Raw genomic sequence first — 20417 nt, 5'->3', positions numbered from 1 at the left:
GCTCGCTTCTGCTTCAATGCGGCAGGATCTTGGACAGGAAATGCCGCGCGCGCTCCGAGCGCTGGCCGGCCGGATCGAAGAACGCCTCCATGCCGGTGTCTTCGACGATGCGTCCTTCGTCCATGAACACCACGCGGTCGGCCACCTTGCGCGCAAAACCCATTTCGTGCGTCACCACCATCATGGTCATGCCCTCGCGCGCGAGATCCACCATGACGTCCAGCACTTCCTGGACCATCTCGGGATCCAGCGCGGAAGTCGGTTCGTCGAACAGCATCGCCACCGGGTCCATGGACAGCGCGCGGGCGATCGCCACGCGCTGCTGCTGGCCGCCCGACAACTGCCCCGGCGACTTGGCCTGGTGCGCTTTCATGCCCACGCGTTCCAGCAGCTGGAGCGCGCGCTGCGCGGCCTCTTCCTTGCTCCGGCCGAGCACCTTGACCTGCGCCAGCGTCAGGTTGTCGAGCACGGACAGATGCGGGAACAGCTCGAAATGCTGGAACACCATGCCCACGCGCGCGCGCAGCCTGGGCAGGTCGGTCTTGGGATCGCCCACCGAAATGCCGTCCACGACGATTTCTCCCCGCTGGAACGGCTCGAGCCCATTGACGGTCTTGATCAGGGTGGATTTCCCCGAACCCGACGGCCCGCACACCACCACGACCTCGCCGGCGGCCACGGACGTATTGCAATCGACCAGGACCTGGAACGATCCATACCACTTGCTGACCTGCTTGATCTCGATCATCCGAGACTCCGTAAAGAAACGCCTGGATCCGGCCGGTTCAACGCACGATCGCGACCCGCCGCTGCAGCACCTTGACCAGCCGCGACGCCGCAAAGCAGATCACGAAATACACCACGGCCGCGAACACGTACATCTCGACCAGGCGCCCGTCGCGCTGCGCCACCTTGGAAGCCGCGCCGAGGAAATCGGTGATGGACAGCACGTAGACCAGGGACGTGTCCTGGAACAGCACGATGGTCTGCGTGAGCAGCACCGGAATCATGTTGCGGAAGGCCTGGGGCAGGATCACGCTGCCCATGGCCTGCCAGTAGCTCAGCCCCAGCGCGTAGGCCGCGTCGGCCTGCCCGCGCGGGATGGACTGGATGCCGGCGCGCATGATCTCGCAGAAGAACGCCGCTTCGAACATCGTAAAGGTGATGACCGACGACCAGAACGCGCCCACCTGGATGGGCGTGCTGGAGCCGATGATCCAGGCGCCGATGTAGGGCACCAGGAAATAGAACCAGAAGATCACCAGCAGCAGCGGCAGCGAACGCATCAGGTTCACGTAGGTGCCGGCCGCCATCGACAGCCAGCGAAAGCGCGACAGCCGCATCATGGCCAGCAGCGTGCCGAAGAAGACGGCGCCCACCGTGGCCATGGCGGTGAGCGTCAGCGTGAAGCTCATGCCCTCCTTGAACAGGTAGGGCAGCGTGCGCCAGATGACGTCGAAGTCGAAATCGTTGAACATGCGCGCCCCCGTCAGCGGCCGCCGCGCGCGGAGCCGATGAAACCGGGCACCGCCGCCCGGCGTTCGACCCAGCGCATGACGCCCACCACCACCAGGCTGAGCAGCAGGTACAGCACCGTCGCCGCGGCGAAGGCCTCGAACACCTGGAAGCTGAACTCCTGCATCGAGCGCGCCCGGCCGGTCAGTTCCAGCAGGCCGATGGTCATCGCCACGGACGAGTTCTTGATGATGTTCATGAACTCGGAAGTCAGCGGCGGCAGCACCACCCGGTAGGCGATGGGCAGCAGCACGTAGCGATAGACCTGCGGCTCGCGCAGCCCCAGCGCGGTGGCCGCGAGCCGCTGCCCGCGCGGCAGCGATTCGATGCCGGCCCGGACCTGCTCGGCCACCCGGGCCGAGGTGAAGAACCCCAGGCACAGGACGGCCGGCCAGTAGGCGCCCCAGGGCGGCGCGATCTGCTTGATGGCATCGCCCAGCGCCGTGGGCAGCAGTTCCGGCATCACGAAATACCAGAGGAACAACTGCACCAGCAGCGGCACGTTGCGGAACAGTTCCACATAGGCCGCGCCCAGGCGCGACGCCCACTTGAGCTGGGTCGTGCGCGCCACCCCGACCAGCGAGCCGAGGACCAGCGCCAGCACCCACGCCGCCAGCGAAGTCGCCACCGTCCATTGCAGCCCGGAGAGCAGCGTATCCAGGTAGGTCCCCTGTCCATCCGGGGACAACTCCCAGAAGATCTTCCAGTTCCAGTGATAATCCATTCGCGAAGCCGAGACTATGGCGAGCCGCTGGCGGCAAATCCCAGGAGCCGCATTGAAGTCAGACCCAGGGCACCGCGGATCCGGCTCCGCCGGTCCGCCAGTGCCGCCCCCTGGGGGGCGCGCGTAAGCGCGTAGGGGGGGTCAACAACAGGGGGTCAATACCTCTCTGGATCGCCCGAGTCGGTCGGATTGGCGATCGCCTTCTTCAGCGAATCGCTCATCGGCACCTTGAGGTTCACGTTGCGCGGCGGGATGGGCTGGTTGAACCACTTGTCGTAGATCTTGGCGAGCTCACCCGACTTCATCAACGCGATCACCGCGTCGTCCACCACTTTCTTGAAAGCGGGGTCGTTCTTGGGTTCGATGATGCCGTAGGGCTCGACGGTATAGGCCTTGCTGCTGACCATCCACTGGTCGGGCTGCTTGGAGTTCGCCACCAGGCCGTACAGCAGGATGTCGTCCATGAAGAAGGCCGCGGCGCGCCCGCTGTCCACCATCAGGAAGGCATCGGCGTGGTCCTTGGCCGGGATGATGTTCAAGCCCAGCTTCTGCCGGCCGTTCTCTTCGGTCAGCCACTTGAGGTTGCTGGTGCCCGCGGTCGAGACCACCGTCTTGCCCTTGAAGTCGGCCAGGTCATTGAGCTTCGCGCTCTTCTTGGCGACGAAGCGCGTGGCCGTCACGAAGGTGGTGGGCGCAAACGAGACCTGCTGCTGGCGTTCCGTGTTGTTGGTGGTGGAGCCGCATTCCAGATCCACCGTGCCGTTGGCGACCAGCGGAATGCGCGTCGCCGAGGTCACCGGCGAGAGCGCGACCTGCATCTTGGAAAGCTTGAGATGGGACTTGACCGCATCGGCGATCTTGTGACAGATGTCCATCGAATAGCCGATGGATTTCTGGCTGTCGTCGAGATACGAGAAGGGGATGGAAGAGTCGCGGTAGCCCAGGGTCAGCGTGCCGCTGTCCTTGATCTTCTTGAGCCGGCCGGAGAGATCTTGCGCCGAGACGGTCGAGGCCGCAGCCAAGGCCAAAGCGGCGGAGAACAGCACGAACTTCTTCATGGAATCTCCTTTCCCTAGATGTCTCGCGGAGTATACCCCTTGAGAGGAAGCCCACCCCCTACCCGCTAACGCGGGCCCCCTCAAGGGGGCGAGGCGCGTGGACCGGCAAAGCCGGATCCACCGCCTCCTGGATCTGGAAAGGGCATCTTGGGTCGAAGGGAGGGCGCGCGAAGCGCGTAGGGGGCGCTATGCCCTATACCGATACGGCTTGGTCAGGACTTCGGGCTTGAGCACTTGAGCCAGGGTCTCGGCGTCGAGCAGGCCGGCTTCGAGGACGAGTTCGGCGACGGGCCGGCCGGTGCGCATGGCTTCGCGCGCGATGCGGGTGGCGGCTTCGTAGCCCAGGACGGGGTTCAGGGCCGTGGCCAGGCCGGCCGAGCGCTGGACGGCCTGGGCCAGCCGTTCGCGGTTGGCGGTGATGCCCTTCACGCAGTTGTGCGTCAGGGTCGCGCATGCCGCCTCCAGGTGCGAGATGCTCTTGACCAGGCTCCACGCGATGATGGGCTCGAAGGCGTTGAGCTGCAGCTGGCCGGCTTCCGAGGCCATGGTGATGGTCATGTCGTTGCCGATCACTTCGTACGCGACCTGGTTCACGACTTCCGGAATGATGGGATTGACCTTGCCCGGCATGATGGAGCTGCCGGCCGCGCGTTCGGGCAGGTTGATCTCGTTCAGGCCGGACTGCGGGCCCGACGACAGCAGGCGCAGGTCGTTGCAGGTCTTGGACAGCTTGCAGGCCACGCGTTTGAGCACGCCCGACAACTGCACGAAGGCGCCGGTATCCTGGGTCGCCTCGATCATGTTGGCGGCGCGCACCAGCGGCAGGCCGGTGATCTCGGCCAGGTACTGCACGGCCAGCGGGCTGTAGTCCGGGTCGGTGTTGATGCCGGTGCCGATCGCCGTCGCGCCGAGGTTGACCTCGACCATCAGCATGCGCGCCTCGCCCAGCCGCGCCTCGTCCTCGCCCAGCATGACCGCGTAGGTCAGGAACTCCTGGCCCATCGTCATGGGTACGGCGTCCTGCAGTTGCGTGCGGCCCATTTTCAGGATGTCGCCGAACTCCAGCGCCTTGGCTTCGAAGGCGCTGCGCAGCTCGGCCATCGCGACCAGCAGGCGCTCCAGCGAAAAGCACATGGCGATGCGCAACGCGGTGGGATAGACGTCGTTCGTGCTCTGCGAAGCGTTGACGTCCTGGATCGGATGCAGGAGCTCGTAGCGCCCCTTCGCTTCGCCCAGCAATTCGAGCGCGCGGTTGGCGATCACCTCGTTGGCATTCATGTTGGTCGAGGTGCCTGCGCCGCCCTGGATCACGTCGACGATGAACTGCTCGTGCAATGCGCCGTCGATGATTTCCTGGCACGCCTGCACGATCACCCCGGCCTTGTCGGCCGGCAGGACGCCGAGGTCGCGGTTGGCGCGCGCCGCGGCCATCTTCACGCAGGCCAGCGCCTTGACCAGGCCGGGCTGGCCGCCGATGGCGGAGCCGGAAATCGGGAAATTCTCGCGCGCGCGCAGGCTGTGGATGCCCCAATAGGCATCGGCGGGAATCTCGCGCTCGCCCAGCAGGTCGTGTTCGATACGGAGCCGGTCGGAGGTGGCAATGCTGCTCATGTCTGTGTCCATTCGCCGGGGCCGCACCATGCGGCGCCGGTGTTGAACACTATAGGCTCGCCCAGGCGGACGTCGATGCCGTCTTCGCATTGGGCAATGTTTTTTTCGCATTGCCAGGAATTCGCGGGCATGCCAGCCTTGCGCCCGAGGCTCAGCCCCCGCGCGACAGGAACTCCCACAGCGCGTCCACCGCCGGCTTGGCCGGCGCCCCCGCCCCGGGCCGTTCACGGTACAGGCGGATCTCCATGGTCTCGGTGTAGGCGGCCCCCGCGCAGGCCAGGCGGCGCGCCTCGAGTTCGCGGCCCACGGCGCTCTCGGGCAGGAAGGCCACGCCATGCCCTTCCAGCGCCATGGACTTCAGGCCCTCGGCCATGTCGGTCTCATAGCGCTCGTCGAGCAGGGGCCGCGGCCGGGCCGCCGACAGGATCAGGTCGACGATGCGGCCGAGATAGGCATTGGGCGCATAGGCCAGATAGGGCACGCTCGCGCCGCCCTGCCCCAGCACGTATTGCGGCGAGCCGTCGGGATGGGCCCGCGCATAGGGATAGACGGCCTCGGTGCCCAGCACCAGCATGGCGTAGTGGCGCGGGTCCAGTTGCACGGGCAGGCGCGGATGGTAGTAGACCATGGCCAGGTCGCAGCCGCCCTGGACCAGGCTCATGGCCGCGTCGTGCACGTTCAACGCGTTGAGCCGGGCGGTGAAGGCCGGCAGGCCGGCCTGGGCGCGGATCCTGCCCAGCCAGCGCGGGAAAAAGGTCAGCGACAGCGTATGCGGCGCGGCGAAATCGATGACGGCCTGCGAGGCCGGGCGCATGCCCCGCAGCATGGCGCGGGTCTCGTCCAGCTTGGCCAGCATGGCGATGGCTTCGGCGCGGAAGGTTTCGCCGGCGGCGGTCAGGCGGGTCGGATAGACCGCGCGGTCCACCAGGTCGGTGCCGACCCAGGCTTCCAGCGCCTGGATGCGGCGGGAGAACGCCGGCTGGGTGATGTGGCGCAGCTCGGCGGCGCGCGAAAACGAGCGCGTCTCGGCGAGCGCGATGAAGTCTTCGAGCCACTTGGCTTCCATGCTTGCTACCGTGGGGGACCGGCGCAAATTGTAGCGCCGCCGCGCCTGCGGTCCATGCCGCGGCGGGCCCCGCATGCGCGGCGGCAGGGGCTACACTTTCCTCCTGGGCCGCGCCTAGCGCGGCCGCGCCATTTTTACTGGAGCCCGCAGTGTCCGATACCCCGCCGTCCGACTCCCCCACCGCCGCCGGCCGCCTGCCCGAGGGGCAGATGCCCGTGCTGCGCGTCATCCCCATGCCCAAGGACGCCAACCCCTCCGGCGACGTTTTCGGCGGCTGGATCATGGCGCAGGTCGACCTGGCCGGCTCGGTGCCCGCGCAGGGCCGGGCCAACGGACGCGTCGCCACGGTGGCGGTGACCTCGTTCGTCTTCAAGGAGCCGGTCCTGGTGGGCGACCTGCTCAGCTTCTACGCCCAGATCGTCAAGACCGGCCACACCTCGATCACGGTCGAGGTGGAGGTCTACGCCGAGCGCATCCGGCTCAATTCCGAGGTCGTCAAGGTAACCGAGGCCATGCTGGTCTACGTCGCCACCGACCACCAGCGCCGCCCGCGCCCGCTGCCCGACATGCGCGCCTGACCAGCGCGCCGGGTCTGGACACCCGCAGCGATTGGTGGCACATTGACCGTACGGTAAGCGCATAAAAAATACGCCACCCGACTCAGGGCGTCGCGGATCCGGCTCCGCCGGTCCGCCAGCGCCGCCCCCTGGGCCCGGCGCCGGGCCGCCCCAAGGCGGGCCCAGGCCCCCTCGGGGCTGCCGCGTAGCGGCTGGGGGCTCACCATGCTGGGCGCGCGTAAGCGCGTAGGGGGGGGGTCCCTTCTAGGAGACATGCCATGGAACTATCCGGCTCCCGCCTGATTCCGGCGTCCCAGGAACATACCTGGGAAAAACTCGTCGCTCCCGACACCCTCAAGGTCTGCATCAACGGCTGCGAACGAGTCGAGCGCCTGTCCGACCACGAATACCTAGTCAAGCTGCGGGCCCAGGTCGGCCCCCTGTCCGCCCGCTTCGAAGGCCGCCTGGAAATGGCCGATATCGATGCCCCCCATTCGTACCGCCTGCGCTTCGAGGGCTCGGGCGGCGCCGCGGGCTCGGCCAGGGGCAGCGCCACGATCCGGCTCACGCCCGAGGGCGACGCCACGCGCGTCTCCTACACGGCGCACGCCGACCTGGAAGGCCGTCTCAGCCAATTGCGGCCCGAGCAGGCCGAGAAAATAGCGCGCAAGATGATGGACAACTTCTTCGCGCTGTTCTCGGTCTGTGCGTGCCGCGCGCTGGAGCGCCCCGCGCCGCGGCCGCCCCGCAGCGCCCGGCCCCTGCCCGCCCGCGCACCGGCCCTGGCGCTGCACGGCGTCTGGGTGCACAGGCTGTCGTGGCTGGCTCCGCCCATCGTGATCGCGGCGCTGATCGCGTACCACACGTTCATGCACTAAAGAGCGGGTCAGCGGCGCACGTTCTTCATTTTGATGCGCAGGGAAAGCGCGATCATGGCGAAACAGGCCAGGATGGACGCGGCCATGGCCGTCTCGATGCCGGCGCTGACCGAGGTGCGGGCGATGACGAGGCCGACCAGCGCCGTGCCCAGGGCGCTGCCCAGGGTGCGGGTGGTCTGGATCAGCGCCGAGGCCACGCCTACGTCGCGCCGATCGGCGATCATCTGGATGAACAAGGTCAGGTTGGGAATGAGAAAGCCCAGGCCGACGCCGCACATGCCGAAGGTCGCCACCGCGAAGGCCATGGACGAGCCGCGCTGCAGGAACATCACGCCCGCGCATCCCACCGCCAGCACCAGCGCGCCGGCCACCATCAGCCGCTGCGGCTCGCTCTGGCGCGGGAACAGCCGGCCGTTGATGACGCTGCCGACGGGGATGCAGGCCACCAGCGGCGCCAGGATCATGCCCGCCTGCGTCGGACTCAGGCCGACCTCGGCCTGCAGCAGCAGGGGGCCGTAGTAGATCAGGACGAACATGACCGCGCCGGTCATGACGGCCACCACGTTCAGCAATTGCGACTGCCGGGATTCGAGCACCCGCAGCGGGAACATGGGCTGCTCCACCTTGCGCTCGACCCGCACCAGCAGACCGACGGCCGCGGCGGCGACGGCGATGAACAAGAGCCCCATGGCCGCCGAGCCATTCGAGGAGAAGCCCAGTTCCAGCGCCGCCATCGGCGTGCCCACCGCGAGCGCCAGCAGGATGCCGCCCAGCCAGTCGATGCGCGGCGGCCGTTCGTGCAGCGGCTTGAGCAGCGGGAAATAGCGCCACAGGATGACGAAGGCGATCACCGCCATGACCGGGCTGACCATGAAAGCCGCCCGCCAGCCGAACGCCTCGGTCACGATGCCGCCCAGCATGGGGCCCACGCCGCTGGTCACCGCGAAGCAGGTCGAGATCAGCGCCTGCCAGCGCACCCGGCGCAGCGCATCGGGAAACAGGTCGGCCGGCGCGGCGAAGGCGGTCGCCACCATGATGCCGCCGCCCACGCCCTGCAGGGTGCGGGCGGCGATCAACTGCGGCATGGACTGGCAGACGCCGCACAGCACCGACCCCAGGGCCACCAGTCCGAGCGACACCAGGATGAAGTATTTGCGCCCGTACAGGTCGCCCAGGCGGCCGAAGATGGGAATGAGGATGGCCGAGGCCAGCAGATAGCCCGTGCCCACCCACGCATAGAGCGGCATGCCGCCCAGTTCGCCGACCACGCGCGGCAGTATGGTGCCGACGATGGTGGAGTCCAGCGCCACCAGCATGACGACGGCGCATATGCCGGCCAGCGCCATCATCAATTGGCGCGGGTCTTCGACGGGAGACGGATGGCCGGGAGCATCGGCGCTGGCCGTGCTTTCGAGGAGGCCAGGGCCGGGTACGGGGAGCTTGGACATGGGCGCCCATGATACATCCCCGATATTGCAGCCTCGCCGGGGCCGCCGGGCACGGCACTTGCTGCCTGGGGGCGCCCCTTACCCCTTTCCGAGGAGACCGACCATGATAGCGCCCCTGAAGGATCTCGTCGTCGCCATCTTGACCACCGACAATTTCGAGCAGGTCGAGCTGACCAGCCCCAAGGCCGCCCTGGAGCAGGCGGGCGCCCGGGTCCGAATCCTCTCGGCCCAGGCCGGACCGTTGCAGGCGATGCAGCATGACCGCCAGGGCGACCGTTTCCAGGCCGACGGCAGCTGGGACGATGCCGATCCCGACACATTCGCCGGCGTGGTGCTCCCGGGCGGCGTGTTCAACGGCGACCAGATCAGGACGGAAGCGGGCGCGCAGCGCTTCGTCCAGGCGATCCACCAGCAGGGCAAGCCCGTGGCCGCGATCTGCCACGCGCCCTGGCTGCTGGTGTCGGCCGGGCTGGTGGACGGGCGGCAGTTGACCAGCTATCCCTCGCTGCAAGACGACATCCGCAATGCCGGCGGCACGTGGGTGGACGAGGAGGTGGTGCTGGACGGCAACCTGATCACCAGCCGCAAGCCCGACGACCTGCCGGCCTTCAACGAGAAGCTGATCGCGGCGCTGGCCAAGGTCGAGAAGGCGGAGGCGCCTTCGGCTGCGCAAGCGACGTAGAAGGCCCCCTGTAGAAGGCCCCCCCTACGCGCTTACGCGCGCCCCCAGGGGCGGCGCTGGCGGACCGGCGGAGCCGGATCCGCGGCGCCCTGGGTCGGACCCCGACCTGCTTCGTGGGAAGGCGTCAGAGAGTGCGGGCGGCGGGCGGGGGTGGACCGTATACTGCCGGCATCGTTTCCGTCGAGCCTGCCCCCAATGAACGTGACGCTGCGGCAGTTGCGAGCTTATGTCGAAGTCGTGCATTGCGGCGGGTTTACCGCGGCTTCGAAGCGGCTGCATTTGACGCAGTCGGCCACCAGCCTGCTGGTGCGCGAACTCGAAGGCCAGTTGGGGCTGCAGCTGCTCGACCGGTCTACCCGCAAGCTGGCGATGACCGAGGCGGGGCAGGAGTTTCTGCAGAGCGCGGAGCGCATCCTGGGCGACGTCGAACTCGCGGTCAATCATGTGCAGGACAGGCTGGAGAAGCGGCGCGGGCGCCTGACCGTGGCCACTACGCCGGTCATGGCGGCCACGCTGCTGCCCGAGGTCATCGCCAGTTTCCAGCAGGCGCACCCGGCCATCAGCGTTCGCCTGGCCGACTGTCCGATCGATGAAATCATCCGGCAAGTCCAGGACGGCGAGGCCGATTTCGGCGTGGGCGTCTTCACCGGCATCGAGGCCGACTTGCAGCGCACGCCGCTGATGCGGCACGCGCTGGGCGCCATGATTCCGCAAGGCTGGCCGCTGGCGCGCCGCCGCCGGGACATCGCATGGGCCGACCTGGCCGACCAGCCCATGATCGTGGTGCCGCAGTCCAGCGGCTCTTTGCCGCAGATCGACCGGGTGCTGCACCAGTCGGGCATCGCCGCCAAGCCGCGCTTCGAGGTGCGCTACATCTGGTCGGCGCTGGGGCTGGTCGAGGCAGGCCTGGGCATCGCGGTCGTGCCGTCCTACGCCAAGCTGGCGCTGCGGCCCCGGCGGGCGCGCTTCCGCATGCTGCACGACCCGGTCGTGCACCGGAAGATCGAACTCGTCACCCAGACCGGGCGCTCGATGTCGCCGGCCGCCGAGGCCTTCCGCGAGCACCTGGCGGCGCGCTGCCGGCAATTGCAGGAATGAGGCGAAGGGACCCGGCATGGCGGGCGCCGCGCCGGGCGCCAGCCGTCAGGCCGCTTGCGCGGCCAGGCGCTCGATGGAAACGCGCGCCTCGCGCATGATCTCGCCCGGATCGCAGGCGGTGAACTCCCCTCCCCGCAACAGGATGCGGCCATCGACGATGACCGTATCGACATTGGCGGGCTGCGCCGAATAGACCAGCGAGAAGGCCGGATCGGTGACCGGCGCCATGTTGAGATCTTCCATGCGCACCAGGATGATGTCGGCCCGCTTGCCGGGATCGAGCGAACCCACCAGCCCGTCCAGGCCCAGGTCGCGCGCGCCGTCCAGCGTCGCCAGCCGGAGCAGGCGGCGCGCGCTCAGCGGCACTTTGGCGCCGAAGCGCTGTTTGTGCGACCACAGCAAGGTACGCATGCATGTGAAGAAATCGGCATTGGCCGAGGCCGAGGAACTGTCCACCGACAGGCTCTGCGCGACGCCTGCCTCCTCCAGCTCGTGGAACTGGATCTCGCCGCGCGCGGCCTGCGCGTACAGCACTTCGATGGTGGGCGAACACGAAAAAGAGGTGCCGCATTCCGCCAGCCGGCGCCGCTCGGCGGGCGACACGCCCTGGGGGTGGACCAGTTGCAGGTCGGGCCCCAGCAGCCCGTGCTGGTCGAGCACCGAGACGATGCCCGGCCGCGCGTGCATGGTGATGGGCAGGCCCAGCGCGCGCACGCCTTCGAACTCCTGCCTGGCGACGTCGATGGGCACGATGCCGCGCGGATTGGCGATCGGCGTGCGCAGCGCGGCGCCGGCCGACAGCAGGCCGTCCTCGGCAGCCAGCTGCGCCTGCACGCGCGCCAAGTCGCGCAGGTCCATGGGCCGCTCCAGCGGCAGGTCCTGGCCCCAGCCATAGGCATAGCGGCCGCGCACCCCCATCGCGCGCATTGCGGCGATTTCGGCATCGGCATGCGCGGGGCTGCGCGTGTTGTGCGACCAGTTCTGCACCGTGGTGATGCCGCTTTGCAGCCCTTCGGCCAGCCCCAGGCGCACCGAGCAATACGAATCCTCGGGCGCGAAGCGCGGCCCCACGCCCAGCGTCACCGGGAAATAGCCCCGCTCGGGATCGTCGCCGCGCACCAGCGCGCGCAGCGAACAGTTCCACAAATGCCAGTGGGTATCGACGAAACCCGGCATCACGATCATGTCCGCCGCATCGACGACCGGCACGCCGCCGGCACGCGCCGCCAGGCCGGCGCCAACGGCAGCGATCGCGCCTCCGCGCACGTGGACGTCCGCGCCCGGCATGTCGCCGAGTGCGTCGCTCATGGTCATGACGTAGCCGCCGCGCAGGATGAACTCTCCGCCGTCCGGCAAGGAATGGGGCCGCCCCTGCGGCCCGATGCGTTGCTGCATGAAACGCTCCTAGTCCGCCTTGGCGCCGGTCAGGCGGATCAGGCGTTCTTTCTGGCGCATCTCGTCCTGGATGGCGGCGGCGAACTCGCGTGGACTGGAGAACACCGGATCGAAGCCCTTGGCGGTAACGAAACGCTGGCGGAACTCGGGATCGGCCGTGACCTGCGCCACGTCGGCATAGAGCTTTTGCACGACCGCGTCGGGCGTGCCGCCGGTGACGAACAGACCGAACCACGATTCGCGCGGATCGATATCGGCATAGCCGGCTTCGCGCAGGGTCGGCACGTTCGGCTCGGATTCCAGGCGCTTGCCGCGCGCCACCGCGATGGGCTTCATCTTGCCGGCGCGGATGTGCGGCTCGGCGATCGCGGTTCCCACCATGGCCAGCTGGACTTCGCCGGCCAGCAGCGCCGTCACGGCCGGCATGATGCCTTTGTAGGGCACCTGCGTCATCTGCACGCCCGCCCGGGTCTTGAGCCCTTCGAAAAACAGATGCGGCAGGCTGCCGCCCCCCATCGACGCGTAATTGAGCGAATCCGGCCGCGCCTTGGCCAGGGCAACCAGTTCGTCGATCGAACCGGCCTTGACCGAAGGATGCACCAGCACCATCTGCGGCAGGCTGACCAGTTGCGAGACCGGCGCCAGATCGCGCAAGGCATCGTAGGGCAGCTTGTCGTACAGATAGGGATTGCTGGTGATGGTCGATTCGCTCGTCACCAGCAGCGTATGGCCGTCGGGCGCCGCCTTGGCGACCGCGTCGGCGCCGATGATGGACGCCGCGCCGACCTTGTTCTCGACGATGACCGGTTTGCCCCACTTCTGCCCGAGTCCATCGGCCAATCCGCGCGCCACGACATCCACGCCGCCGCCCGGCGCATAGGGCACGACGATGCGCACCGGGCGGGCGGGATAAGGCGCTTGCGACCATGCCGGCGCGGCACAGGCCAGTCCCAGTGCGGCGGCCCCGGCGGACAGCCAGGCCCGGCGGCCGGCTCGTAGCGATGCGGGACGCCGGACGCCGAGGGCGGGCTGACGCGTATGTTCCATGGACATTCCTCCTGACGGATCGAGGGGGCCGCGCCACATCCGCGGAAAGGCGGGCAGGCACGGCGGCATGGCGAGCATTTCACTCGCCCAGGCGGCCGCCAGGCAAACGAGAAAAAATTCTAGATCCATCAGTTCCGCATCTGAATCTGCCCGAGGCGGAAGCGCTGCCGGAGTCGGCAAGCCCCGGAGGCCGGCCCGCTCAGGCCATCAGCAGGACCAGCGCATGCAGCGCGATGCCGATCAGCCCGCCCACCAGCGTGCCGTTGTAGCGGATGTACTGGAGGTCGCGGCCCACGCTCAGTTCGAGCTCCTGCACCAGGTGGCGCTCGTCCCAGCCCTTGACCGTCGTGGCGATGTGCTCGGTCACGCCGTGGCGCAGCCGCTGCGCCAGGCTCTGCGCGCCGGTCATGACGTGCTCGTTGATCGCGTCGCGCAGCGCGGGGTTGGCCGCGACCTGCCTGCCCATGGCCAGCAGGCCCTGTTCCAGGTGGCGCGCCAGCGGCGTGTCCTCGCCGTCCAGGTTGCGCCGCAAGGCGCCGTGGATCTCGCTCCACAGGCCTTGCACGTAGGCCTGCATGGTGGGATGGTCGATCAGGCGGGACTTGAGCGCGTCGACCTGCTCGCGCAGCGCCGGATCGTCCCGCAGGCGATCCACATAGGCGCGCAGCCAGGCCTCGTAATCCTGCCGCAGCGGATGATCCGGCTGCGACAACACCTCCTGCAGCTCTTCCAGCAAGGCGCGCGCGAGCCGGTCGGCCAGGTTGTCGGCAATGCTGTCCACCGGCTTCACCAGGTTGACCGTGCCGACGATCCTGGGCCACTCCTTGCGCGCGTACTTGACCATCAGATCGGACACGCGCGCTTTCACGCCTTCATGCGAAAGGTAGTCGCCCAGGCGCCGCAAGGCTTCGTCCAGCAATTGCTGGTGGCGGCCGTCGCGGGTCAGGAGGCCCAGCACGTCGACGGCGGTCGCGGCCGCGTCCCAGCTGCGCAGCCGCGCCACCACGAAGCGCTGGATCGCGTCCCGCACCGCCTGCTCGTCCAGCAGGTCGAGCGCCTGGCGCGCCCATGCGCGCGCCATGGCCGCGGCGGCCTTGGCCTGGGCCGGCTCGGACAGCCAGGCGCCGAGCCGGGCTGCCGGGTCGAACACCTTGAGCTTGGCGAGCAAGGCCTCGGGATCGAGGAAATGGTCGCGCACGAACACCGCGAGATTGTCGGCCAGGCGCTGCTTGTTGGACGGGATGATGGCGGTATGGGGAATCGGCAGCCCGAGCGGATGGCGGAACAGCGCCACCACGGCGAACCAATCCGCCAGGGCTCCCACGGTGGCCGCCTCGCAGAAGGCGCGCAGCCATCCCCATGCGCCCTGCCCGCCCATTGCATGGCTGAGCGCGAAGCCTGCCAGCGACGCGGCCAGCAGCCCCAGCGCGCCGAGCTTCATGCGGCGCAGGCGGGTCAGACGGGGATCGGGAGGCGGAACGGGGGTCGGCACCCCTTCATGCTAAAAGCGCGCGCGGCAAATGTAAAACCGGGGCCCGCCCCAGGCCCGCCCTATGCTTTAATCGCCGCCAAGCGCCCGCGCGGCGCCCCACCCGCTACCCAGGAGTCCACGCAATGGCATCCCCGCTCCACTTCATTTCGTCGATGGCGACCAAGCAAGTGCTTGCCGACCTGGCCGCCCGCTACCAGCAATCGCATCCGCTCGAGATCGTGTTCGAGACGGTGGGCGGCGTGGACGCCGCCAAACGCGTGCAAGCCGGCGAGTCTTTCGATGCGGTCGTGCTCGCCGCCAACGTCATCGATCAATTGACCGAAGCCGGCCGCGTCATCGCCGGCAGCCGCGTGGACCTCGTGCAATCGGGCGTCTACGTGGCCGTGCGGAGCGGCGCGCCGCATCCCGACATTAGCTCGGAAGAAGCGGTCAAAGCGGCAGTCCTTGCCGCCGGCAGCATCGGCTACTCCACCGGGCCCAGCGGCATCTACCTGACCAAGCTGTTCGAACGCTGGAGCATCGCCGGCCAGATCGAGGGCCGCACTGTGCAGGCCAAGCCCGGCACGCCCGTGGGCACGCTGATGGCGCGCGGCGAAGTGGAGCTGGGCTTCCAGCAGTTGAGCGAGCTGATGGGCTTGCCCGGCATCGAGATCGTCGGGCCGCTGCCGCCGGCCATCCAGCTGATGACCACGTTCTCCGCCGGCGTGCCCGCGACCTCGTCCAACCCCGAGGCGGTGCGCGCGCTGCTGGCCTTCATGGCCGGCGCCGACACGGCCGACATCAAGCGCGAAAACGGGATGGAACCCGCCTGACGGGGCCGAGCCGTGCGGCTAACGCCGCGCGGCGTGATGGCTGCCCGTGCCGCGGCTCAACACGCCGTCTTCGGGCAGGACGATGCCGGGCTCCCATTCGGCCAGGCCGCGCACGCTTTCATAGAGCGGCGCAAAGTCCACGCTGGCCAGTTCGAGCAGGTCTTCCAGATCGTCCAGGACGAAATAGCTCTCCTGGAAGTCGTCGATCCGATAGCGCGTACGCATGACGCGCGCCAGGTCGAAGCGGATGCGGTTGGGCGAGGGATCGTCCAGCGCGAACAGGCTTTCGGCATACGACGAGATGATGCCCGAGCCGTAGATGCGCAGGCCCGCGTCCTGCCGGACCAGGCCGAACTCCACCGTGTACCAGTAGACCCGCGCCAGATTGGGCAGCACGCCCAGCCGCTGCGCGCGCAGCCCCCCTTCGCCGTAGGCTTGGACGAAGTCGGCAAGCGTGGGGTTCATCAGCATGGGAACGTGGCCGAAGACGTCGTGGAACACGTCCGGCTCTTCGAGATAGTCGAGCTGGTCGGCTCGGCGGATGAACCGGCCGGCCGGAAAGCGGCGGTTGGCCAGGTGCTCGAAGAACACCTCGTCGGGGACCAGTCCCGGCACCGCTACCACCTGCCACCCGGTGCGCCGCGCCAGCACGTCGCTCAGGCGGCGGAAATCCGGGATCCTGTCCGCGCCTATGGGCAGGTCGCGCATGCCTGCCTCGAACTCGCGGCAGGCCCGCCCCGGCACCAGCCGGGACTGGCGCTCGAACAGGAATTTCCAGACCGCGTGCTCCTCGGCGGTATAGCGTTTCCAGCCCTGGTCCACCGTCCAGTCCGCGCGCTCAGGCCGGCCCGCTTCGCCCGCGGCCAGGCCGTGCTTGGGCGCGGACGCGCGGGGTTTCATCCCCGCTCTCCGCCCCCGGCCTGCGCGACGCCGTCGGCATGGCGGGCGAAATCCACGTCGCGCTGCGTCAGGCCGCCGGCGTCGTGGGTGGTCAAGGTCACGTCCACCTTGTTGTAGACGTTGGACCATTCCGGATGGTGGTCGTGTTTTTCCGCGTAGAGGGCGATGCGCGTCATGAAGGCGAACGCCTGGGAAAAATCCGCGAACGTATAGCGCCGGGAAATCGCGCCCCGCGCGCTGTCCAGTTCCCAGGCCGGCAATTGCGCCAAGGCCTGTTCGATTTCCTGGAAGCTCAGTTTTTTCATGGAAGCTCCTTGCGCCCCCCGGGAGGCTACAGGTTCTCGAAGATTCCCGCCGCGCCCATGCCGGTGCCCACGCACATCGTCACCATCCCGTACTTGAGCTTGCGGCGCCGCAGGCCGTGCACGAGCGTGGCCGCGCGTATCGCGCCGGTGGCGCCGAGCGGGTGCCCCAGCGCGATCGCGCCGCCCAGCGGATTGACCTTGGCCGGGTCGAGGCCGAGGTCGCGGATCACCGCCAGCGACTGCGCGGCGAACGCCTCGTTCAACTCGATCCAGCCGAGATCGTCCTGCGACAGCCCCGCCTGCGCCAGCGCGGCCGGCACGGCTTCCTTCGGGCCGATGCCCATGATCTCCGGCGGCACGCCGCGCACCGCGAAGGTGACGAAGCGCGCCAGCGGCACCAGGTTGCAGGCCTTGAGGATTTTCTCGGAAACCAGGATCAGGGCCCCCGCGCCGTCCGAGGTCTGCGAGCTGTTGCCCGCGGTCACGCTGCCCTTGGCCGCGAACGCCGGCTTGAGCCTGGCCAGCGCATCGGCGGAGGTGTCGGCGCGCGGCCCCTCGTCGAGCGCCAGCGTGCGCCGGCGCGTGACGATGGCCTGCGCGTCGAGGTCGGGCACGTGCGCCACGACCTCGATGGGGGCGATCTCGTCCGCGAACTCGCCCGACTGCTGAGCCGCCAGCGCCTTCTGGTGCGAGGCCAGCGCGAAGGCGTCCTGGTCCTCGCGCGAGACGTGCCACTGCGCGGCGACTTTCTCGGCCGTCAGCCCCATGCCGTAGGCGATGCCGAGGTTCTCGTCGCCCTCGAACACGCGCGGATTGACCGAGGGGGTGAAGCCCATCATCGGCACCATGCTCATGGATTCGGTGCCGGCCGCGATCATCACGTCCGCCTCGCCGACCCGGATGCGGTCCGCCGCCATCGAGATCGCCGTCAGCCCGGAAGCGCAGAAGCGGTTGACCGTCACCCCGCCCACGCTCTGCGGCAGCCCCGCCAGCAGCGCCGCGATGCGCGCCACGTTCAGCCCCTGCGCGCCCTCCGGCATCGCGCAACCCGCGACGACATCCTGGATCAGCGCCGGATCCAGCCCGGGCACCTGCGCCAGCGCCGCGCGGATCGCGTGCACCAGCAAATCGTCCGGCCGCACCGTCCTCAACGCGCCGCGCGGCGCCTTGCCCACCGGCGTCCGCACCGCCGCCACCACATAGGCATCCTGGATTTGTCGCGACATCACCACCTCTCCTGTTCCAAATTCGGCTACACCCGCCCGACACTTCTCGCAAAGCGCCTCGGGTTCAGACCCAGGAAGCCGCGGATCCGGCTCCGCCGGTCCGCCAGCTTCGCCCCCTGGGGGGCGCGCGTAAGCGCGTAGGGGGGGCATTCCCCCGGGGGTCAATTCCTTATAGGCTTGCCCGTCTGCATCATGCCCGTCAAGCGCTCCTGCGTCTTCGGCTCGGCCAGCAATTCCATGAACACCCGGCGCTCCAGCGCCATGATCCATTGCTCGTCGACCCGGGAGCCCGCCTCGATGTTTCCGCCGCACAGGATCTCGGCAACCTTCCTGCCCAGGTGGAAGTCGTACTCGGAGATGAAGCCGCCGTCGCGCATGTTGACCAGTTGCGAGGTCAGCGTGGCGATGCCTTCGCTGCCGGCGACGGCGAAGGTTTCTTTCCACGGCGCGCGCCAGCCGCGGTCGGCGAGCGCCCGGGCTTCGCGGATGGCCGTATACAGCACTTCGTGCACATTGAAGACAATGGGATCGTCTTCCCGCAGATAGCCCATGCGGCGCGCCTCGATCGCGGACTTGGACACCTGCGCGGTGGCTGCCTGCAGCGCATACTTCTTGAGGAACTGCAGCAGCGCCGTATCGGGCGCGGCGGCATGCTCTTGCGCGGCCCGGCGCGCCAGGTAGGTCAGGCCGCCGCCGCCGGGGATCAGCCCGACGCCGACCTCGACCAGGCCGAGATAGGATTCGAAATGCGCCACGCGGCGGGTGCAATAGACCGACAGCTCGCAGCCTCCCCCCAGCGCCATCCCGGAAATCGCGGCCACGCTCGGCACCTGGGCGTAGCGCAGCCTGAGCATCAGCTGCTGCAGGCGCTCTTCCTCGGGCGCGACGGCCTGCACGCCGCCGCTCAGGAACAGCGGCACGATGGCCTGCAGGTCGGCGCCTGCGGAGAAAGGCTCGCCGTCGTTCCAGATCACCAGGCCCCGGTAATCCTGCTCGGCAAGGTCCACGGCGCGCAGCAGCCCCAGCGTCACGGCCGGGCTGATGGTGTGCATCTTGGTCTTGAACGAAGCGATCAGCACGTCGTCCAGGTCGGCGCGCTCCAGCGTCCAGAGGCGGATGGCCTCGTCTTCGAATACGGTCTTGCCGGCGGCCAGCGGCACGATGCCCTCGCCCGCCAGCGGCGCGCGGAACACCTGGCGGCCGTAGACCGGCAGGCTGGAACGGGGCTCGAAACGGCCGGCCGCGGGATTCCACGAACCTTCCGGCGCATGAACGCCGCCGCGCTCGGCCACCGGCCCGCTGGTGACCCAGGCGGGCAGCGGCGCATCCGACAGCGTCTTGCCGGCGTCGATGTCTTCCTGCACCCATTGCGCCACCTCCAGCCAGCCGGCGTGCTGCCACAGCTCGAAGGGGCCGATGCCGTGACCGAAGCCCCAGCGCATCGCGAAATCCACGTCGCGCGCGGTATCCGCGATGTCGGCCAGGTGCACGGCGATGTACTGGAAGGTGTCGCGCAGCAGCGCCCAGACGAATTGCGCCTGCGGATGCCCGCTGTCGCGCAGCGCCCGCAGGCGCTGGCCGGCATCCTTGTTCTTCAGGATCTTGGCGACCGCGTCGTCGGCCTTGCCGTCGGCCGGCACGTAGTCGCCGGTGGTAGGATCCAGCCTCAGGATGGCCTTGCCCTGGCGGCGGAAGAAGCCCGCGCCGCTCTTCTGCCCCAGCGCCCCCTGCCCGATCAGCCCGGCCAGCACCGGCGGCATGCCGTAGTGCGCGGCGAACGGATCGTCGGGCAGATAGTCTTCCATGGTCTTGATCACGTGCGCCAGCGTATCGAGCCCGACCACGTCGCCGGTGCGGAAGGTGCCCGACTTGGCGCGGCCCAGCTTGGCGCCGGTCAGGTCGTCGACCACGTCGTAGGTCAGGCCGAACTTCCCGGCCTCGATCATCGCCGCCAGCAGGCCGAACACGCCCACGCGATTGCCGATGAAGTTGGGCGTGTCCTTGGCGCGCACCACGCCCTTGCCCAGCACGGTGGTCAGGAAGGCTTCCAGGCGGTCGAGGATGGCCGGGTCGGTCGCGGCGGTGGGGATCAGCTCCACCAAATGCATGTAGCGCGGCGGATTGAAGAAATGCACGCCGCAAAAGCGCGGCAGCAAACCGGCCGCGAACCCCTTGGACAGCTCCGTGATGGACAGGCCCGAGGTATTGGTGGCGAAGATCGCCTGCGGACCGATGGCCGGCGCGACCTTGGCGTACAGGTCGTGCTTCCAGTCCATGCGCTCGGCGATGGCCTCGATCACCAGGTCGCACTCCCCGAGCCTGGCCAGGTCTTCCTCGTAATTGGCCGGCTCGATCAGCGCGGCCAGTTCCGGCGCGCCCAGCGGCGCGGGGCTGAGCTTGCGCAGGTTCTCGATGGCCTTGATGGCGATCCCGTTCTTGGGGCCTTCCTTGGCCGGCAGGTCGAACAGCACCACCGGCACGCGGGCATTGACGCAATGCGCGGCGATCTGCGCCCCCATGACCCCTGCGCCCAGCACTGCGACTTTACGAATGACGAAATTCGACATGATCTTCCTGGCGGTAAGCGGGCCGGCGCGGCCGGT

At 68.6% G+C, this 20417-nt stretch carries 19 protein-coding genes; 5 read left to right on the top strand and 14 right to left on the bottom strand.

What is annotated here, in order from left to right; translation table 11 throughout:
• Window positions 1-13: 13 nt before the first annotated feature.
• The 6 genes from PIGHUM_RS10490 to PIGHUM_RS10465 form a co-directional block, all read right to left on the bottom strand.
• A complete protein-coding gene (locus PIGHUM_RS10490; RefSeq protein WP_124079538.1) occupies window positions 14-748 on the bottom strand; it encodes an amino acid ABC transporter ATP-binding protein in 735 nt (244 codons plus the stop codon).
• Between the two features lie 37 nt (window positions 749-785).
• Window positions 786-1478, bottom strand: a complete 693-nt coding sequence (locus PIGHUM_RS10485) for an amino acid ABC transporter permease (protein WP_124079537.1) — start codon at window positions 1476-1478, stop codon at window positions 786-788.
• An 11-nt stretch (window positions 1479-1489) separates the two neighbouring features.
• On the bottom strand, window positions 1490-2239 hold the full coding sequence (locus tag PIGHUM_RS10480; RefSeq protein WP_124079536.1) for an amino acid ABC transporter permease: 750 nt from the start codon (window positions 2237-2239) through the stop codon (window positions 1490-1492).
• Between the two features lie 155 nt (window positions 2240-2394).
• On the bottom strand, window positions 2395-3297 hold the full coding sequence (locus PIGHUM_RS10475) for an amino acid ABC transporter substrate-binding protein (RefSeq protein ID WP_124079535.1): 903 nt from the start codon (window positions 3295-3297) through the stop codon (window positions 2395-2397).
• Window positions 3298-3483: 186 nt separating this feature from the next.
• A complete protein-coding gene (gene aspA / locus PIGHUM_RS10470; protein WP_124079534.1) occupies window positions 3484-4908 on the bottom strand; it encodes an aspartate ammonia-lyase in 1425 nt (474 codons plus the stop codon).
• A 151-nt stretch (window positions 4909-5059) separates the two neighbouring features.
• Window positions 5060-5974, bottom strand: coding sequence for a LysR family transcriptional regulator (locus PIGHUM_RS10465; protein ID WP_124079533.1), 915 nt, complete (start codon window positions 5972-5974; stop codon window positions 5060-5062).
• Between the two features lie 209 nt (window positions 5975-6183).
• Here PIGHUM_RS10465 and PIGHUM_RS10460 point away from each other — a divergent pair, with 209 nt between their 5' ends.
• Together PIGHUM_RS10460 and PIGHUM_RS10455 are read left to right on the top strand one after the other, a co-directional pair.
• Window positions 6184-6552 carry an acyl-CoA thioesterase gene (locus PIGHUM_RS10460; protein ID WP_124079740.1) on the top strand — a complete coding sequence of 123 codons (369 nt, stop codon included), beginning with the start codon at window positions 6184-6186 and terminating at the stop codon, window positions 6550-6552.
• Between the two features lie 257 nt (window positions 6553-6809).
• Entirely contained in the window at window positions 6810-7409 is a 600-nt protein-coding gene (locus tag PIGHUM_RS10455) for an SRPBCC family protein (protein ID WP_124079532.1), read from the top strand.
• 8 nt (window positions 7410-7417) lie between these two features.
• Here PIGHUM_RS10455 and PIGHUM_RS10450 read toward each other — a convergent pair whose 3' ends face one another.
• Window positions 7418-8857 (bottom strand): MFS transporter, encoded by a 1440-nt coding sequence (locus PIGHUM_RS10450; protein WP_342773187.1) that lies wholly within the window; start codon window positions 8855-8857, stop codon window positions 7418-7420.
• A 103-nt stretch (window positions 8858-8960) separates the two neighbouring features.
• Here PIGHUM_RS10450 and PIGHUM_RS10445 point away from each other — a divergent pair, with 103 nt between their 5' ends.
• Both PIGHUM_RS10445 and PIGHUM_RS10440 read left to right on the top strand, forming a co-directional pair.
• Window positions 8961-9539 (top strand): type 1 glutamine amidotransferase domain-containing protein, encoded by a 579-nt coding sequence (locus tag PIGHUM_RS10445; protein WP_124079531.1) that lies wholly within the window; start codon window positions 8961-8963, stop codon window positions 9537-9539.
• A gap of 195 nt (window positions 9540-9734) precedes the next feature.
• Window positions 9735-10637 (top strand): LysR family transcriptional regulator, encoded by a 903-nt coding sequence (locus tag PIGHUM_RS10440; RefSeq protein ID WP_124079530.1) that lies wholly within the window; start codon window positions 9735-9737, stop codon window positions 10635-10637.
• A gap of 45 nt (window positions 10638-10682) precedes the next feature.
• Here the strand turns inward: PIGHUM_RS10440 and PIGHUM_RS10435 are convergent, their stop codons facing one another.
• The 3 genes from PIGHUM_RS10435 to PIGHUM_RS10425 form a co-directional block, all read right to left on the bottom strand.
• Entirely contained in the window at window positions 10683-12032 is a 1350-nt protein-coding gene (locus PIGHUM_RS10435) for an amidohydrolase family protein (protein ID WP_124079529.1), read from the bottom strand.
• Between the two features lie 9 nt (window positions 12033-12041).
• Window positions 12042-13079, bottom strand: a complete 1038-nt coding sequence (locus PIGHUM_RS10430; RefSeq protein WP_124079528.1) for a Bug family tripartite tricarboxylate transporter substrate binding protein — start codon at window positions 13077-13079, stop codon at window positions 12042-12044.
• Between the two features lie 199 nt (window positions 13080-13278).
• Window positions 13279-14520, bottom strand: coding sequence for a DUF445 domain-containing protein (locus PIGHUM_RS10425; RefSeq protein ID WP_124079738.1), 1242 nt, complete (start codon window positions 14518-14520; stop codon window positions 13279-13281).
• Window positions 14521-14693: 173 nt separating this feature from the next.
• On the opposite strand from PIGHUM_RS10425, the gene PIGHUM_RS10420 reads away from it, so the two are divergent.
• On the top strand, window positions 14694-15383 hold the full coding sequence (locus tag PIGHUM_RS10420; RefSeq protein ID WP_124079527.1) for a substrate-binding domain-containing protein: 690 nt from the start codon (window positions 14694-14696) through the stop codon (window positions 15381-15383).
• An 18-nt stretch (window positions 15384-15401) separates the two neighbouring features.
• Here the strand turns inward: PIGHUM_RS10420 and phhA are convergent, their stop codons facing one another.
• The 4 genes from phhA to PIGHUM_RS10400 form a co-directional block, all read right to left on the bottom strand.
• The gene (phhA, locus tag PIGHUM_RS10415; RefSeq protein WP_124079526.1) at window positions 15402-16283 is read right to left on the bottom strand and encodes a phenylalanine 4-monooxygenase; all 882 of its coding nucleotides are present in this window, start codon (window positions 16281-16283) and stop codon (window positions 15402-15404) included.
• Window positions 16280-16588, bottom strand: a complete 309-nt coding sequence (locus tag PIGHUM_RS10410; RefSeq protein ID WP_124079525.1) for a 4a-hydroxytetrahydrobiopterin dehydratase — start codon at window positions 16586-16588, stop codon at window positions 16280-16282. The genes phhA and PIGHUM_RS10410 overlap by 4 nt, the downstream gene beginning before the upstream one ends.
• 26 nt (window positions 16589-16614) lie before the next feature.
• Window positions 16615-17814: an acetyl-CoA C-acyltransferase gene (locus tag PIGHUM_RS10405; protein WP_124079524.1), complete on the bottom strand. Its 1200-nt coding sequence runs from the start codon at window positions 17812-17814 to the stop codon at window positions 16615-16617.
• Between the two features lie 161 nt (window positions 17815-17975).
• The gene (locus PIGHUM_RS10400) at window positions 17976-20381 is read right to left on the bottom strand and encodes a 3-hydroxyacyl-CoA dehydrogenase/enoyl-CoA hydratase family protein (protein WP_124079523.1); all 2406 of its coding nucleotides are present in this window, start codon (window positions 20379-20381) and stop codon (window positions 17976-17978) included.
• Between the last annotated feature and the right edge of the window lie 36 nt (window positions 20382-20417).

This window comes from Pigmentiphaga humi (genome assembly GCF_900606115.1).
In the GTDB taxonomy this organism is placed as follows: Bacteria; Pseudomonadota; Gammaproteobacteria; order Burkholderiales; family Burkholderiaceae_B; genus Pigmentiphaga; species Pigmentiphaga humi.
This window is presented reverse-complemented; position numbering and strand designations above follow the sequence as displayed.